Annotated in this window: 13 protein-coding genes; 3 read left to right on the forward strand and 10 right to left on the reverse strand. The window is 73.5% G+C overall.

Annotated features, from left to right (window positions below):
- Window positions 1–100: 100 nt before the first annotated feature.
- The 4 genes from J7W19_RS27805 to J7W19_RS27820 form a co-directional block, all read right to left on the reverse strand.
- Window positions 101–1,768, reverse strand: a complete 1,668-nt coding sequence (locus J7W19_RS27805; RefSeq protein WP_004939073.1) for an FG-GAP-like repeat-containing protein — start codon at window positions 1,766–1,768, stop codon at window positions 101–103.
- A 63-nt stretch (window positions 1,769–1,831) separates the two neighbouring features.
- Window positions 1,832–2,707: an FG-GAP repeat domain-containing protein gene (locus tag J7W19_RS27810; RefSeq protein ID WP_004939071.1), complete on the reverse strand. Its 876-nt coding sequence runs from the start codon at window positions 2,705–2,707 to the stop codon at window positions 1,832–1,834.
- Between the two features lie 470 nt (window positions 2,708–3,177).
- Window positions 3,178–3,456 carry a hypothetical protein gene (locus J7W19_RS27815; protein ID WP_004939069.1) on the reverse strand — a complete coding sequence of 93 codons (279 nt, stop codon included), beginning with the start codon at window positions 3,454–3,456 and terminating at the stop codon, window positions 3,178–3,180.
- 4 nt (window positions 3,457–3,460) lie between these two features.
- Complete coding sequence (locus tag J7W19_RS27820; RefSeq protein WP_004939066.1) at window positions 3,461–3,643, reverse strand: hypothetical protein; 183 nt, start codon at window positions 3,641–3,643, stop codon at window positions 3,461–3,463.
- Between the two features lie 319 nt (window positions 3,644–3,962).
- Between J7W19_RS27820 and J7W19_RS27825 the strand changes: the two genes are divergently transcribed.
- Entirely contained in the window at window positions 3,963–4,961 is a 999-nt protein-coding gene (locus J7W19_RS27825) for a helix-turn-helix transcriptional regulator (protein ID WP_040887623.1), read from the forward strand.
- A gap of 126 nt (window positions 4,962–5,087) precedes the next feature.
- Here the strand turns inward: J7W19_RS27825 and J7W19_RS27830 are convergent, their stop codons facing one another.
- From J7W19_RS27830 to J7W19_RS27855, 6 genes are all read right to left on the reverse strand, one after another.
- Window positions 5,088–5,600 carry a DoxX family protein gene (locus J7W19_RS27830; protein WP_004939061.1) on the reverse strand — a complete coding sequence of 171 codons (513 nt, stop codon included), beginning with the start codon at window positions 5,598–5,600 and terminating at the stop codon, window positions 5,088–5,090.
- A gap of 2 nt (window positions 5,601–5,602) precedes the next feature.
- Window positions 5,603–6,265, reverse strand: a complete 663-nt coding sequence (locus J7W19_RS27835; RefSeq protein WP_004939058.1) for a hydrolase — start codon at window positions 6,263–6,265, stop codon at window positions 5,603–5,605.
- A gap of 254 nt (window positions 6,266–6,519) precedes the next feature.
- Window positions 6,520–8,463: an amidohydrolase gene (locus J7W19_RS27840; RefSeq protein WP_004939055.1), complete on the reverse strand. Its 1,944-nt coding sequence runs from the start codon at window positions 8,461–8,463 to the stop codon at window positions 6,520–6,522.
- A 178-nt stretch (window positions 8,464–8,641) separates the two neighbouring features.
- Window positions 8,642–9,319 carry a GPR1/FUN34/YaaH family transporter gene (locus J7W19_RS27845; protein ID WP_004939053.1) on the reverse strand — a complete coding sequence of 226 codons (678 nt, stop codon included), beginning with the start codon at window positions 9,317–9,319 and terminating at the stop codon, window positions 8,642–8,644.
- Window positions 9,320–9,420: 101 nt separating this feature from the next.
- Window positions 9,421–10,395: an alpha/beta hydrolase gene (locus tag J7W19_RS27850; protein WP_004939052.1), complete on the reverse strand. Its 975-nt coding sequence runs from the start codon at window positions 10,393–10,395 to the stop codon at window positions 9,421–9,423.
- Between the two features lie 216 nt (window positions 10,396–10,611).
- Window positions 10,612–11,373 (reverse strand): class I SAM-dependent methyltransferase, encoded by a 762-nt coding sequence (locus tag J7W19_RS27855; RefSeq protein WP_004939049.1) that lies wholly within the window; start codon window positions 11,371–11,373, stop codon window positions 10,612–10,614.
- Between the two features lie 261 nt (window positions 11,374–11,634).
- Here J7W19_RS27855 and J7W19_RS27860 point away from each other — a divergent pair, with 261 nt between their 5' ends.
- A complete protein-coding gene (locus tag J7W19_RS27860) occupies window positions 11,635–13,599 on the forward strand; it encodes a S9 family peptidase (RefSeq protein WP_004939048.1) in 1,965 nt (654 codons plus the stop codon).
- A gap of 717 nt (window positions 13,600–14,316) precedes the next feature.
- Entirely contained in the window at window positions 14,317–15,303 is a 987-nt protein-coding gene (locus tag J7W19_RS27865; RefSeq protein ID WP_004939046.1) for an AraC-like ligand-binding domain-containing protein, read from the forward strand.
- Window positions 15,304–15,395 lie beyond the last annotated feature (92 nt).

Genomic DNA, 15,395 nt, shown 5'->3' on the forward strand with positions numbered 1-15,395 from the left:
CTGCTGCGGGACGTAGGCGGGGCGCACCGACCGGACCGCCGAGGGCCCGGGGCGGCGGCCCCGTCCCCGCTTCCCTCCGCAGCCCGGGCCGGCCGACGGGTCACAGCAGCAGTTCTCCCTGCGGGTAGCCGTTGCCGATCCTCTCACGGGGGCTGTACCCGCCCTTGCCGTCCCCTTCGTAGAACCACAGGTCACCTGCCGCGTCGCGCCCGGCCAGGTCGGGGCGGCCGTCGCCGTCGAGGTCGCCGGGGGAGACCAGCGCGGTGTAGATCTGCCAGCCGGTGCCGACGCGCTCCCTGGGGGCGTAGCCGCCGTGGCCGTCGCCTCTGTACAGCCACAGGTCGCCGGCCGTGTCCCGGCCGATCAGGTCGGGCCGGCCGTCCCCGGTGAAGTCGCCGGGCGCGACGAGGGCGGTGTACACCTGCCAGCCGTTCCCGATCTTCACGGGCGCGGCGTAACCGCCGCCCGCCGAGCCCTTGGACAGCCACAGGTCGCCGGCCGCGTCCCGGCCGATGACGTCGGGGCGGCCGTCTCCGGTGAAGTCGCCGGGGGCGAGGAGGGCGTCCATGGCCTGCCAACCGGTGGAGACCCGCACCCGGGTGTCGCCCGAATAGGCGCCCGTCCGGGGGGCGGCGGGGTAGCGCCAGAGCGTGCCTGCCTTGTCGGCGGCGAGCACGGCGTTCCCGTCCCGTGCGGCCAGCCGCATCATGGACCACCCGGTGCCCGCCTTGCACGCGCCGGCGACCGTGCCGTCCGGCCGTCCCGTGTAGCGGAAGAGGCCGCCGGCCGCGTCCCTGCGGAGGATGCCGCCGGCGCCCGGGCCGGCCGGTCCGCAGTCGGACCAGTACGCCGCGCCGCGCAGCAGCCGGTGGTCGGAAACCCTCGTGTCCAGGGGGAGGACGTCGGCCTTGACGTCCTTGAAGTGGCCCGCGGAGAGGAAGAGGTAGTCGATCTTCTCCCGGCCGAAGGTGGCGTCACCGGAACGGCAGCGGCTCCGGGAGGGCGGGCAGACGTCGCCGAAGTGGTCCTTGTCGGTCTCGTCCGCTTCGAGGAACGAGCCCTCCCCGCCGTCCTCGATTCCCTTGTCGTAGAAGGCGGAGAGCGCGGCCGACCGGGCGTGGCCGTTGAAGTCACCGCCGAGGACGACGGGGATTCCCTCCGCCTGCCACTGCGCGGCCCGGTCCGCCAGCCGGTGGGCCTCGGCCGTGCGGAGGGTGGAGTCCGCCGCCCAGTAGAGGTGCACGGAGCAGGCCCAGTTGACCCGGTTCTGGACGTAACTCTTCACGCAGGGGCTCTTGATGGGCTCGTCCTCGCCGCCCACCGTCAGGTCCAGCACCTTCGTGTCGACGACCGGGCCTTTGGCGAGGACGGCCATCCCGTAGTCGGCCCCGCCGCACACCGCCCCCTTGCCGTCGGACGCGCTCCGGCCCGGGAGGGTCGTCGCGTACAGGCCGTGGAAGCCGAGCGGGGCGAGCCGCTTCTCGATCGCGTCGTACTGCGGCCGGCAGACCTCCTGGAGGAAGATCTGGTCGGCGGCCCAGGTGCCGGTGGCGGCCTGGTCGGCCACCGTGTCGATGCGGCGCTGGTTGTCGTACCCCTTGGCGTCGCCGCACATGTTGCCGCAGAGGTTGTAGCTGACGAACCGCAGGGGTGGGGCGTTGCCGGCGGACACCGTGTCCGCCTGGGCGGCCGTCGCGGTCACGAGCCCGCCGGCGCAGAGCGCCAGCGAGGTGAGCGCGGTGGCCACGAGGGAGGTGAGGCGTCGCACAAGTGACTCCTGTGGAAGCGGTGAGGGAGGAGGCGGAAGCCGGAGCCGGTACGGCTGTGCGGCCTACCAGTTGGTGCCGATCCGCACCCGCGAGCCGCCGGCGAACCCGGGACCGGAGTAGCGGTAGAGCTTGTGGTCGGAGGGATCGATGGCCAGCAGGTCGGGTACGCCGTCGCCGTCGAGGTCGCCGACGCCCGTGATGCCGGTCATGGTGTTCCAGTTGGTGCCGATCTTCGTCCGGGTGCTCCCGTTGTAGTGCGGGCCGGAGTAGCGGTAGAGGTCGCCGCTGTCCTTGTCGACGGCCAGGATGTCGGCCACCTTGTCGCCGGTCACGTCGCCGATGCCGACGATGTCGCTCATTCCGTTCCAGCCGAAGCCCAGCTTTTCGCGCGATCCGCCGCCGAAGTCGGGGCCCGAGTAACGGTAGAGGTCACCGGTCCGCTTCTCGACCGCGATGATGTCGGGCTTGCCGTCCCCGTCGAGGTCGCCGACCGGGGTGAGGTGGGTCATGTTGGACTGCGCGGCGGGGGGTTCCGCCGGGAACGGATCGGCGTGGTCGTTGGCGAGACCGGCGCGCGCGCCGCAGCTGCCCCAGGCGAAGTACTCGGGGAGCGACCAGGTGGTGGCGCTGATGGGCAGGTGCCAGGCCATGGACACCAGGCCGGAGCAGTCGGTGCGGTACGACCTGCCCTGGAGGTCCGGGTAGTAGCGGGACTGGCTGTAGGGGACGCCCTTGTCGATCCAGTACTGCACCCGCTGGATCATCTCGGTGCGGCTTATCTCACCGCCGACCGTCGAGGTGGCCGCGGCGGACTTCACCGCCGCCGCCCGCGGGGCGGGCGCCGCTTGCGAGGGCGCGGTGACGCCGAGGACGAGAGCGCCGAGCGTCGCGGCCAGCAGGGCCGAGCGGACGGCCGGACGACGTACGAATGCGGACATGCGAGATCTCCTTGATGACGGGATCGGGGTGTGTGGTGAAGGTGTGGAGCGGGAGGGGCGGCAAGACCGCCGCAGGGGGGACGGGCAGGGGCGTGGGGTGGTCGCCCACGCGGCGGCTTACGCGGCGCGCCGGAGGCGGTGCTGGTGAGGCGGCCGGTGGTGATCCGGCGGCGGAGCGGCGCGTACCGGTGGCGGACGGCGTCGAATCGGCGTGGTTCCGCGCCGGGTTGACGCGGATCGGAGGGATTCGGCGGCGGACCGGCGCGGGGGAAGGGCGCGCCACACCTGACGGGCGTCGGGCGTTGGCGTGCCTGGCGTGCCTGGCGTGCCTGTGCCTGGCGTGCCCGGCGTGCCGAGCGTGCAGAAGCGGCGGGGCAGTGGTCCGGCGGAATGGTGGTACGACGGCAGGGACGGAAGGCGCCGTCGTGGAACGGCCGTCGATCACGTGGCGGCCGGGGGGCTCCGGTGGTTCAGACGGTGGGGATCACGGCCGTGTAGCCGTGGGCCGCGAGCGGTTCCCGCAGGAGTGTGAGGAGCACGTTCGCGCGGTCGAGCGCGGCCGTGTCGGTGACGGCGAAGAGGAAGAGGACGACCTCCATGCCGTCACCGGCGGGGCGGACCCGCACGTGTTCCAGGCCGTCCGCCGGGCCCGTGTGGGCCCAGAAGAGGTCGTGCAGCAGATCGGCTTCGCACCCGGCCGGCGCCACCGTGGATCCCGCCCCGACCAGCCGGGCACGGACGAAACGCATGGGGCTAGTCCCACCCGATGCCCGAGTCGGACCGGGCGGCGGGCGCGTGACCGCTCACGGCTCGCGTGATCCGCTGTGTCGACTCCCCGGTGTCCTGGTCCGTGGTCACCGAGGTGCTGATGAGGCCCACGCAGAGGAGCAGCAGTACGAGGGCCGCCAAGGCGGTGCGGCGTGTGGTCCAGGTCAACGGAGTCCCCCCTGAGATCCGGCTGAAGTGGCATGGGTGTTCCGGTGGTGGAACGGCCCGGGTCTGTCCCGCGGGCCGTTCGTGTCACCGGCCCTCCCGGTGATCTCCATCCTGCCCCATGCGACGGGTGGGGAGCAGGGGGTTCCCGTGGCATCAAAGTGGCTGGCACCCTGCTGCCACCCCTCGGTGGCGGTGCCGGCCGAACGGCCGGCTTCCCGCCCTGCCGTCTTCACCGCTCGGGTGTCAGTGGCCTTCCCTAAGATGGAGCCGCAATCACATCGAACGTGCGTGCCTTCGGTGTGCGCACCGGGAGGGGAACGTGCTGACTGCGCTGGGGCTCGATACCGCGACGGAACGCGTGTATCGGGGGATGCTGAGGTATCCCCACGCCGGAGTGGCCGACCTGAGCCGGCGGCTCGGTCTCACCGAGCGGCGACTGCGTGAGGCGCTGGACCAGTTGGTCGACATGGAGCTCCTCCACTCCTCCCGGGAGAACCCGGACCTCCTGCGCGTGGTCAATCCCGAGGTGGGCCTGGAACTGCTGGTGCGCCGCCGGGAGTGCGAGCTGGCCCGCCGTCAGGAGGAACTGGCCCGGGGCAAGGAGGCCGTCGCCCGGACCGTCGCGGAGTTCGCTGCCCTGCGCTCGGACTCCCGGATGGAGGTGGCCGAGCGGCTGGTCGGTCTGGACGCCGTCCAGGGCCGCCTGGAGTGGCTCGCCCGGGAGGTCACCGAGGAGTGCCTGGCCATCAATCCCGGCGGGGCGCAGTCGAAGGCCAGCCTCGACGCCGCCCGGCCGCTGGACGAGGACGCCCTGGGGCGGGGCGTCCGCCTGCTGGTCCTGTATCAGGACAGCGTCCGGAACGACCAGGGCACCCTCTCCTACGCCCGCTGGATGGCCGAGAAGGGCGGTGAGGTCCGTACCCGGCCCGTCGTACCGCCCCGCCTCCTGATATTCGACCGACGGACCGCCGTCGTCCCCCTCGACCCCGGCAACTCCCGCCTGGGAGCCGTCTGCACCCGCTCGCCGGGGATCGTGGCCGCCTTGGTCGCCCTCTTCGAACTGGCCTGGGAGACGGCGAACCCGCTCGGCGCCGACGGCCGCGGGCGAGCCGCGGACGAAGGTGCCGAAACGCTCACCCCGGCCGAACGGGAACTGCTGAAGATCCTCGCGTCCGGGCTGACCGACGAGGCGGCGGGCAAGCGGCTGGGCGTCTCTCTTCGCACCGTCCGCCAGCAGATGGCGGCGCTGATGGAGCGGCTGGGCGCGACGAGCCGGTTCGAGGCGGGCCTGAAGGCGGCGCGGAGGGGCTGGCTTTAGGGGGGGCTGACTGGCTTAAGGGGCCGGGGGGGGCGGGGGCTTGGGGCTTGGGGGGCTTCAGGGGGCGCGGATCGGTGGTTCGGGCACCGTCCGGCCTCCTCACCCCTACCCGCCACCCCCTGCCCGTTACCGTTCCACCGGTCGTGGGCCGACGGGGGCCGGACGGTGCAGCAGCGCCCGGACGGCGAGGCCGGACGCGATCCCGGCGGCCGCGGTGGTGGCCGCCCACGGGGCGGGCCACACCGGCAGGCGCAGGGCGTGGTCGACGGACCAGCGGCCCGGGCCGGCCACGGCGACGGCGAGGGCGAGGGCGACGAGGACCAGCGGGTACTCGTAACCGTCGTCCTGCACCCACAACCCGTGCGGCCACTTGACGGTCAGGGCGACCGTCATCACCCCGGCGATCCCGGCCGCCGCGAGCGGGGTGAGGCCGCCGCAGGCCAGCAGCAGCCCGGAGCCGATCTGCGTGGTGCCCGCGGCGAGGGCGGTGAGCGCCCCGCCGCGGAAGCCGTCGCGGCGGAACTCCTCGGCGCCGCCCGCCAGTCCGGAGCCGCCGAGCAGCCGGCTGACCTTCTGTACGCCGTGCCCGGCGACGAGCGGGCCCACGGTCAGCCGGATCAGCAGCAGCGCGGTGTCCACGGTCAGCCGGCGGCGTGCGGGTCGACCATGGCGTGCGCGTAGACGAGCCCCAGGCCGTAGGCGCCGCCGTGCTCCTTGACGACCTGGGTCGTGGCCGCGTACGTCTCCGTGCGGGCCCAGTCGCGCTGGAGCTCCAGCAGCACCTGCAACCAGGTGACGGGGACGGCGCCGGCCGCCGTCATCCGCCGCATCGCGTGCTTGTGGGCGGCGGGGGTCACCCCGGCCGAGGCGTCGGCGACGACGTAGACCTCGTAGCCCTGCGCGAGCGCCGACAGGGCGGGCATGACGAGGCAGACCTCGGTCCACAGCCCCGACAGGATGATCTTGGTGCGGCCGGTGGCCTTGACGGCCTCGACCAGGGCCTCGTCCTCCCAGGCGTTCATCGACGTGCGGTCGACGATCTCCTGCTCGGGGAACACCTCGCGGAGCTGCGGCAGCAGGGGGCCGGAGAACGACTCGGCGGCCACAGTGGACAGGACGACGGGCACGTCGAAGGCGCGGGCGGCCTTGGCCAGCCCGACGGTGGCGTTGACGACCCCGGCTCGGTCGGCGCTGCCCGCGCCGAAGAACATCTGCGGCTGGTGGTCCACGAACAGCATCATCGCGTTGTGGGGGGTGAGGAGTCCGGCGCTCGGCACGGCTCGGACGGTGGTGAGGTCGACCATGGTGGTTTCCTTCCGGTGAGAGGGATGGTGAGGCGGAAGCCTTTGTGGTTCCGCCGGTGGGACCGACGCTATGGCCGCCGCCGGGACGGGAGTTGACCGTGAGCGGCCGGAGGTGTTCCGACGCCGCACGCGGGTCGGCGCGGTAAGCGTCGGAGCGGGAGGGGCCGGAGCAGGAGGGAGCAGAGCGGGAGGGGCCGGAGCGGGAGGGGCCGGAGCGGGAGGGAGCAGAGCGGGAGGAGTCGGAGCGGGAAGGGTCAGAGCAGGAAGCAGGGGTCGAAGGCGGCCTGCGACCGTTCGGGCGCGTCGCCGCGGGCCGCCCGCCACCGCCGGTGCTGCTCCGAAGCGGCCACGACCTCCGCGAGCAGCCCGGCCTGACGCGCGCCGGCACTGCCACCGCCGCCGCCGGTTCGGGAAGGTGCCGGCGTGGCGTGGTAGCCACCGAAGTGGGCGGCCGGGCTCCACTCGGGCCGTACCGGGGGCAGCGCCTCGTCCAGCCCCTCGTACTCGGCCGCCGCGTACACGATCCGGCCGCCGACGACGGTGAGGACGGACTCGATGTGCGGGATGTCCTCGGCCGGGACGGTGAGGTAGTCCTGGTCCAGGACGGCGAAGTCACCCAGGAAGCCCTCCTTGAGGACGCCCTTGACGGCTTCCTCGCCGGTCATGCGGGCGCCCGCACGGGTGTAGAGGGCGAGCGCGGTCTCGCGGGAGAGGAGCCGGTCCGGCGGGTAGAGGGCCAGGTCGCCGACGGTTCGGCCGGTGACCAGCCAGTGCAGGGCGACCCACGGGTTGTAGGAGGAGACGCGGGTGGCGTCGGTGCCTGCCGCCACCGGAAGGCCGCGTTCCAGCATCTCCTTGACGGGCGGGGTCCGGGCGGCGGTCTCGGCGCCGTACCGTTCGGCGAACACCCGGCCCTGGAACGCCATCCGGTTCTGCACGCTCACCCCGCCGCCCAGGGCGGCGACGCGGTCCAGGCTCTCGGCGGACGCGGTCTCCGCGTGGTCGAAGAACCAGCGGTTGCCGCCGGGGAACAGCCCCTCGGCCGCCAGCTTCTCGAAGACCGCCAGGTCGCGGCGGATCGTCTCGTCGTAGGTGGCGTGCAGCCGGAAGCCCCAGCCGTGTTCGGCGAGCAGCCGGACCGCCTGCTCGAACTCGCCCTCGTAGCCCGCGGCGAGCTCGGGCCGCGGTTCCGCGAAGTTCTCGAAGTCGGCGGCGGCCCAGGTGAGGTTCTCGCCGGCGCCGTTGAGGCGGAGCCACTCGTCGCCGTCGCCGGGCCGGACGGTCTCCACCCAGCGGCGGAGGTCGGCGAGTTCCTGCCCGGCGGTCTGCGGGAAGAGGTGGTAGGCGATGCGGAGGGAGAGTTCGCCGGAGCGGGCCAGGTCGACGACGGTGGCGTAGTCGTCCGGGAAGTTCTGGAAGCCGCCCGCCGCGTCGATGGCGGACGTCAGCCCGAACCGGTTCAGCTCCCGCAGGAAGTGCCGGGTGGAGACGCGCCGGCCGGCCTCGTCCAGGGTGGGCGCGGCGGCCAGCGTCGAATAGAGGATCAGGGCGCTGGGCGCGGCGAGGAGGACGCCGTTGGGGTCGCCGGCGCGGTCGCGGACGATCTGCCCGCCGCGCGGGTCGGGGGTGTCACGGGTGATGCCGGCGGCGCGGACGGCCGCGCGGTTGAGGATCGCGGACTGGTAGAGGTGGAGGACGAAGACCGGTGTGTCCGGTGCGGCGGCGGTGAGTTCGGCCGGGGTCGGCAGTCGGCGCTCGGCGAACTGGTCCGCCGTCCAGCCGCCGACGACCCGGATCCACTGGCCCTTGGGGGTGCGGCCCGCCTGCTCGCGCAGCATGGCGAGCGCCTGCCGCAGCGAGGGGACGCCGTCCCAGCGCAGTTCGAGGACGTAGTTGAGGCCGCCGCGGATGACGTGCAGGTGGGAGTCGTTGAGCCCCGGCACGGCCCGCCGGCCCAGGGCGTCCACGACCCGCGTCCGGGGGCCGACGTGCCGGGCGACGTCCCGGTCGTCACCGACCGCGAGGACGCGTCCGTCGCGCACGGCGAGGGCGCTGGCGGCGGGGCGGGCGGGATCGCCGGTGTAGAGCTTGGCGTTGCGGAGGACGAGATCGGCGGTGTGGGTGGTGCCGGGAGGGGCGTCGGGGGTGTTGGGTTCGTCGGGGACTGGGGTGACGCCGCTGACGGGCATCGAGGGCATGACGGGATCGCCTTTCGGGAAGGGGGGGCTTTCTGGCCGGGGTGTTCAGAGCGGGGTGTTCAGAGCGTGAGCGTTCGGAGCGGGGGTGTCCGGAGCGGGGGTGTCCGGGCGGGGGTGTTCGGAGCGGGGGTGCCCGGAGCGAGGAGTGTTTGGAACGGGAGTGTTCGGAACGGAACGTTCAGAGCGTGCGGCGCACGCCCGCCTGGCGTTCGAGATCCCGCAGTTGCACGGCCAGATCGCCCTCGACCGCCGCGGAGGCGGGCCCGGTGCGCCCGATCGGCAGGACCCGCGCGCCGCGCATGTCCTCCAGCATCAGGGCGAACGCGGTGTACAGCGCGACGGCGGCCAGGAGCAGGCCGAGCGTCCCGGAGACGGTTCCGAGCCAGGCGCGGCCGGTGAGGTTGTGACCGGCGGCGACCGCGAAGCGCGGCACGGCGACGCACAGCACCAGCCACAGGGCGCGTTTGCGCGCCGCCACACTCGCCATCATCAGGGCGAAGAGGGCGAACACCGCGTTGAGGACGCCCAGCACGCGGGTGCCCTCGGCCGGGTCCAGGGTCAGGACGAGGGAGGTGGCCAGCCACAGGCCGGAGAAGCAGGCCATGAGGGAGGCCGCGAGCACGTCGCGCGCCCCGAACGCCAGGATCGCCACAAGGAGTTGCAGGACGAAGGCGGGCAGGATGACGAGTCCGGCCGCCTGCCGGGCGCCCGGCCCGAGCACCCCGAGCTGGAGGCAGCCGACGACGACGGAGGCGATGGCCACGGCGTAGAAACCGAGCGGCATCGGGGAGGCGATGGGCCGCAGGTTGATCCGCGTCATGCGGCGGAGGTCGGGCTCGTGGTGGGGCGGTTCCATGACCCCGTCCGGTGATCGGGGGCCTGGCGACGAGGTCGCGGGGTCGGGGTGGGCGTCGGGCTGGGGATGAGGGCCGGGCAGGGGCTCCCGCCGCCGCCCCCTCACGCGGCGTCCAACGCCCGCCGCAAGCACCCCACGGCGAGGGCGATGGCCGACTCCGCGGCGCACGTGGCCCGCAGGGCGTCGAGCATGACGAAGTCATGGATCGTGCCCAGGAAACGCACGGCGGTCACCGGAACGCCGGCGGCCCGCAGCTTCTCCGCGTACGCCTCGCCCTCGTCCCGCAGCACGTCCGCCTCTGCGGTGACGACGAGCGCCGGCGGCAGACCGGCGAGCTGCTCGGTGGTGGCGCGCAGCGGCGAGGCGGTGATCCGCGCCCGCTGCTCCGGGTCGGTGGTGTACTGGTCCCAGAACCAGCGCATGCCGTCGCGGCGCAGGAAGTACCCCTCGGCGAACCGGTGGTAGGAGTCGGTGTCGAACGAGGCGTCGGTGACGGGGTAGAAGAGCACCTGACAGCGGAACGGCACCCCGCCGCGTTCCTTGGCCAGCAGGGTCAGGGCGGCGCTCATGTTGCCGCCGACGGAGTCCCCGGCGACGGCGAGACGCTCCGCGTCGAGTCCCCTGCCCGCGCCCTCCGCCACGATCCACCGGGCCACCGTCCAGTTCTGCTCGACGGCGACCGGGTAGCGGTGCTCGGGCGACAGGGCGTACTCGGGGAAGACGACGGCGGCCCCCGCGCCGACGGCCAGTTCCCGCACCAGCCGGTCGTGCGTACGGGCGTTCCCGAACACCCAGCCCGCGCCGTGCAGGTAGAGCACCACCGGCAGCGCCCCTGACACACCGGCGGGCCGGACGATCCGCACCCTGACCTCGCCCGTCGGGCCACCGGGGACCGTCACCCACTCCTCGTCCACGGCGGGCGGCTCGACGGGCGGCGGCCCGGCCTGCGCGTCGTCGACGGCCCGACGGCCCTCGGCGGGCGGCAGTTGGTAGAGGAACGGCGGGTGCGCGGTGGCGGCGGCGAACGCGGCGGCGGCCGGTTCGAGGACGGGCGGGTGCGCGGGGCGGTCGGTCATGGGGAGGGTCCTTCGGTGCGCTGAGGGGCGGACCCGCAGGACGCTAGGCGGGGGGCCCGCCGCGGAGGTGACGCGGCGTGCACGTTCCCTTGCCCGTCGGCGCACGGATCGGCCCCGACCGCCGGGGCGTCTGCCGCCGGGGTGTCTGCCGCCGGGGCGCCGGCTGGACGCTCGGATACGTCGGTTCGCCGATCGGACGTCGGCCGCCCGCCGAGGTCACGGGCGAAGAGCCACCAGCACGTCCACGACGTACGTCTCCTCGACCGAACCGTCGGGAAAGGCCGCGCTCAACAGCCCGCGTTCGGCGGTGAAGAAGGCGCGCCGTCGCTCGTCGTCCAGGACGAGAAACGCCGAGCGACTGCCGATATTGGCCAGATGGACGTCGAGGGAGACCACTCGGCTCCAGCGCAGCCGGCGGCGCGCGACCCGCAGCCCGGTCAGCCCGGCCGCCCGGACGGCGTCGGCGTCGTCCGGCCGGGTGGCGGGAGTCGGCTTCGTCCCGCAGCAGCGCGCGACGCGCTCGTGCTGCGCGCGGATCCACGGCACGTCGAAGGCCGTGGTGTTCCACCAGATCGCCAGCGCACCGCCCGGACGCAGGACACGCAGCGCCTCGGGGACGGAACGGGCCGTGTCGGTCCACTGCCAGGACTGCGCGTACGTGACGAGGTCGACGGAAGAGGCGGCCAGCGGCAGGGCATTGCCGTCACCCCGCACGACCGGCACCCCGGGCAACGCCTCCCGGCACAGGCGGGCCATGGCCGCCCCGGGCTCGACGGCGACCACCTCGGCGCCTCTCGCGCACAGCAGCGCGGTGGCGATACCGGTACCAGCGCCGACGTCGGCGACGCGCGCGCCGGCGAGCCGGCGCCCGGACAGTTCCTCGACGGCGTCCAGGAGCGCGGGCGGATAGGAGGGCCGGGCGGTCGCGTACTGGGCGGCGGCCGCGTCGAACGACCGGGCGCGGGGATCTGCGGTCATCCCCGCATGATCCCCCCGCGGCATCCGTCTTCGGCCGCCTTTCGCGCACTCCGTTCCGGTGGGTGGGTGCCGGTTCACGCGTGATGAGGACCCTCCCCGACGCAGAAGCCTCCTACGGCGTGGATCGAGTGGTGATCACTCTGCGGATCCGCCTTCGTGGCGACGCGTCGTGATCCGGCTTCCCCGAAACCCGACTGACACAGGGCTCGTCAGTGCGACGAAATGTCCATTCGTCGTACTGGCGAGTGAAAGGCAGTCGGCATGCCGCACTCTGCACCGCGACCGATTCCCGAGCCGAACGGCCTGCTCACCGCGGAACGGGTGGTGGACATGGCCGCCCCTGTGGCGCCGGCCATCTCGCCGGACGGTCGCCTGGTCGCCTATGGCGTGGTCGCGAACAGCGGAAGGGGCGGACGTCCGCACAGCTCCATCTGGGTCGCCGCCGCCGATGGCAGCGCGGCCCCGCGCATGCTGACCGACGGCAGGGCCCGCGACGCCGCCCCGAAGTGGGCGCCGGACTCGGCTTTTCTGTTCTTCACCTCCGACCGCGGGGAGCGGGGCACCGCTCAACTCCGGCGGATCCTTCCGGACGGTAGCGAAGACATCGCCAAGGCGGAGACCCTGACCAGGTGGCGCGGGGGCGTCTGCGACTACTACCCGCTCGCCGACGGCCGGACCGTCGTCCTGCTCGCCGAGGACGAGCCCACTGCGGAGGACGAACGTCGGGAGGCCGAAGGCGACGACGCGAAGGTCTGGGGCCGGCACCTCCCGGTCACCCGGCTACGCCTGCTCGACTTGGCGACCGGCGTGGTCCGCACCGTGGACGGCCTCGGGGACCGCCATGTCGTGGGGGTGACTCAGCGTCCGGACGGCGGCCCGCTGGCCGTGCTGAGCTGGGCCACCCCCGAGATCGATCCCGGCGTCAGGACGGCAGGACTGCATCTGGTCGTCCCGGAGACGGGAGCGGTCCGGGACCTGGGCCCGGTCGGGGCCGAGGCCCGGTACCCGGTCTGGTGGAATCGCGACGGTGCATGGCATCTGGCCCATCTGGCGGTGACCCCGGGGCACTTGGTGGGCGCGCTCGCCGTGATCGACACGGTCCCGCGGGCGACCGGCCCGACCGTCGAACAGCGCAATCTCTCGGTCGGCATGTCCGCCTGCCCCACCGAGCTGGTGCAGGTCGCCGACGGACCGCCGCTGGCGCTGTTCGCCGACGGGCTGGATACCGCGCTGTACCGGCTCGACCCGCAGTCGCTGCGGTTGCACCGATTGTGCTGCGCGCCCGGCGCGCTCGCCGGGCTCTCCGCAAGTCACTCGGGAGAGACCCTCGCTGTGCTGATGAGCACCGCGCGTGAGCCCAAGAACGTCCACGCGGGCCCCGTGGGCGGTCCAATGCTCCGGCTCAGCGATACCAGTCCCGAACTGCGCGCGATGTGCTGGGGTGTCCAGGAACGGCTCAGCTACCAGGCGTCCGACGGACTTCAGCTGGACGGCCTGCTGATCCTGCCTGTCGGCCGGACTCGGGACGAGGGCCCTTTCCCGCTCGTCACCATGGTCCACGGCGGCCCTTACTTCCGCCATGCCGACGAGTTCACGCTCAACGCGGTCGACTGCGGCCAGTGGCTGGCGACCGCCGGATACGCGGTCTTCCTCCCCAATCCCCGCGGCGGATCGGGCCACGGCCATGAATTCGCCGCCGTGGTGGCGGGCGCGGTGGGCGGCGACGAGTGGACCGACATCCTCGCCGGGATCGACATGCTGATCGCCGAGGGAGTCGCCGATCCCGAACGCCTGGGCATCTCCGGCTGGAGCCACGGCGGTTTCATGGCGGCCTGGGCCATCGGCCGAACCGGGCGGTTCAAGGCCGCCATGATGGGCGCCGGCATCAGGGACTGGGGCATGCAGGCCGGGACCGGTGAGTGGGGGATCATGGACGCGGCGCTCGGCGGCAGCACCGGCTGGAACGGGCCGGGACCGCACCTCCACGACCGGAACAGTCCGATCTCCTACGCGTCCCGGATCCGCACCCCTGTCCTGATCCTGCACGGCGAGGAGGACACCAACGTCCCACTCGGCCAGGCGGTCCACTTCCATCGAGCACTGCGCCATTTCGGCGTCGAGCACGAGCTCGTCGTCTACCCCCGAGAGGGCCACGGGCTGCACGAGCGCGCCCATCAACTCGATGCCCTCCGACGTATCCGCGCCTGGTATGACCGCTGGCTGTAGGCCCCTACCAGGGCGGGGATCCGAGCCGTGATCGATGAACGGCGAAAGCAAGTCCTTTGATCCAGATCATCGATGCGCGTAAGCGGAGGCCGGCGATGTCGCTGTCCGGGATCTTGTTTCAGCGGGTGACCATGCCCGACGAGGGGCGAATTCGCAGATTGATCGGGACTCGATACGTGCCCCGGCCCGCCCGCTCGGTGCCGAGCGACGGGTGATGCGTCCCGCGTCGCCGAACGAAGACCCGTCAGTGGACCGGCCGGGAACCGTCCCCTCCATGTCGACGCCGGGCGGAGGGGGGACGTATCCCGGCCGCTCAGGGGCGGCTCGGTAAAGAGCTGCCTGCCTTTGAGCGGCAGCGGAGCCTCACGCGCCACTCCCGCTCGGGCCGGCGACGGGCCGCGGAGCAGGCGCCGGCGGCCCGCGTCACGCCGACCTGGGTGAGCAGCAGGTTGCCCCGCGGCGCCGGCTGCGAGGCCCGGATGCATTCCCAGGCGTCGAACCCACCGATTCGGGGGCCGCCGGGGACGCGGGGCAGCCGGCGCTCCGCGTCCGGCCGCTCAGCGCCCAAGGGAGGCGTGAACAGGGAAGTACGAAGAAGGGGGGAGGAAGAAGAGGACAGTCAACTGACCTAATACCGCGCCGCCTCCGCCGCCCACACTGACGGTGACCGCTCCGCCGCGCCCCACGCGGCGGTCACGAAGGAGGAGTCACGCGCAGATGGACGTCGAGGAGAGGACCGCCCGGGCGGTCGGCACCGACCGGCTCGCGGCGTGGCGGGACGCGACCGAACGCGCCCTGACCGCCGCCGTACAGGTGAGGACGCGCCAGGACGGCGACTTCGCCGGCACCCTCGGCGTACACCACCTCGGCTACCTGCGGGTGTTGTCGCTGACGGCGGACCCCGTCCGGCTGAGCCGGACGCCCCGGCTCGTCGCGCGCGATCCCGTCGACGCGCTCCTCGTCGCCCTCCAGCAGGACGGAACCGCCGCCCTGACACAGGACGGCCGCAGCGCCTCCCTGCGCCCGGGCGACCTGGCGGTGATCGACCTGCGGCGCCCGTTCTCCCTGGAACAGCGGCAACGCTTCCGGCAGCGGCTGTTCCGGCTCCCCGGGGGCGTCCTGAACGTACCGGGGCCGATGCCGGCATCCGTGACCGGACGCGCCCTGTCGGCGCACGGGGGAGCGGCGGCGCCGCTCGCCGCCTTCCTGGCGCGCCTTGCCGACCGCGCGCCGAGGATCGCCCCGACCGTCGGCGACGCCCTGGGCGGCACGGTCGCGGACCTGCTGGCCGGGCTGGTGGACGCGTACGCCGAGGAGCCCGACGACGGCCCGGGCGCCGCCCGGGACCACCTGCTGCCCGCCGTGTACCGCTACATCGACCGGCACCTGTCCGACCCCGACCTCACCCCCGAAACCGTGGCCCGCGCCCACCGCATCTCCGTCCGCTACCTCCACCGCCTCTTCGAGGCCGAGGAATCCACCGTCGGCGGCCACATCCGCCGCCGCCGCGTCGAGGAGTCGGGCAAGGACCTCACCCGCCCCACCCCGGCCCGCGACCGCCCCACGATCGCCACCATCGCCCACCGCTGGGGCTTCCCCAGCCCGGCCCACTTCAGCCGCGCCTTCCGGGCGGCGTACGGGCTGTCGCCGCGCGAGTGGCGGGGGGCGGGGGAGGGGGCGGGCCTCACCGGGGCCCGCTCTTGAGGGGCGGCTCGACGAGTCCGGCCGGGAGGGTACGTTCACGGCGGCTATGCCCGCGCGTGTGGAGCGGTTCCGAGGAGTCATCCGGCGGGGTG

The organism is Streptomyces mobaraensis NBRC 13819 = DSM 40847 (assembly GCF_017916255.1).
Taxonomy (GTDB): Bacteria; Actinomycetota; Actinomycetes; order Streptomycetales; family Streptomycetaceae; genus Streptomyces; species Streptomyces mobaraensis.

What these genes read in the sequence shown, in the direction of transcription:
- J7W19_RS27810 (WP_004939071.1), bottom strand. Translation starts at nt 2,707, where the DNA reads ATGTCCGCATTCGTACGTCGTCCGGCCGTCCGCTCGGCCCTGCTGGCC.
- J7W19_RS27815 (WP_004939069.1), bottom strand. Translation starts at nt 3,456, where the DNA reads ATGCGTTTCGTCCGTGCCCGGCTGGTCGGGGCGGGATCCACGGTGGCG.
- J7W19_RS27835 (WP_004939058.1), bottom strand. Translation starts at nt 6,265, where the DNA reads ATGGTCGACCTCACCACCGTCCGAGCCGTGCCGAGCGCCGGACTCCTC.
- J7W19_RS27840 (WP_004939055.1), bottom strand. Translation starts at nt 8,463, where the DNA reads ATGCCCTCGATGCCCGTCAGCGGCGTCACCCCAGTCCCCGACGAACCC.
- J7W19_RS27845 (WP_004939053.1), bottom strand. Translation starts at nt 9,319, where the DNA reads ATGGAACCGCCCCACCACGAGCCCGACCTCCGCCGCATGACGCGGATC.
- J7W19_RS27850 (WP_004939052.1), bottom strand. Translation starts at nt 10,395, where the DNA reads ATGACCGACCGCCCCGCGCACCCGCCCGTCCTCGAACCGGCCGCCGCC.
- J7W19_RS27855 (WP_004939049.1), bottom strand. Translation starts at nt 11,373, where the DNA reads ATGACCGCAGATCCCCGCGCCCGGTCGTTCGACGCGGCCGCCGCCCAG.
- J7W19_RS27860 (WP_004939048.1), top strand. Translation starts at nt 11,635, where the DNA reads ATGCCGCACTCTGCACCGCGACCGATTCCCGAGCCGAACGGCCTGCTC.
- J7W19_RS27865 (WP_004939046.1), top strand. Translation starts at nt 14,317, where the DNA reads ATGGACGTCGAGGAGAGGACCGCCCGGGCGGTCGGCACCGACCGGCTC.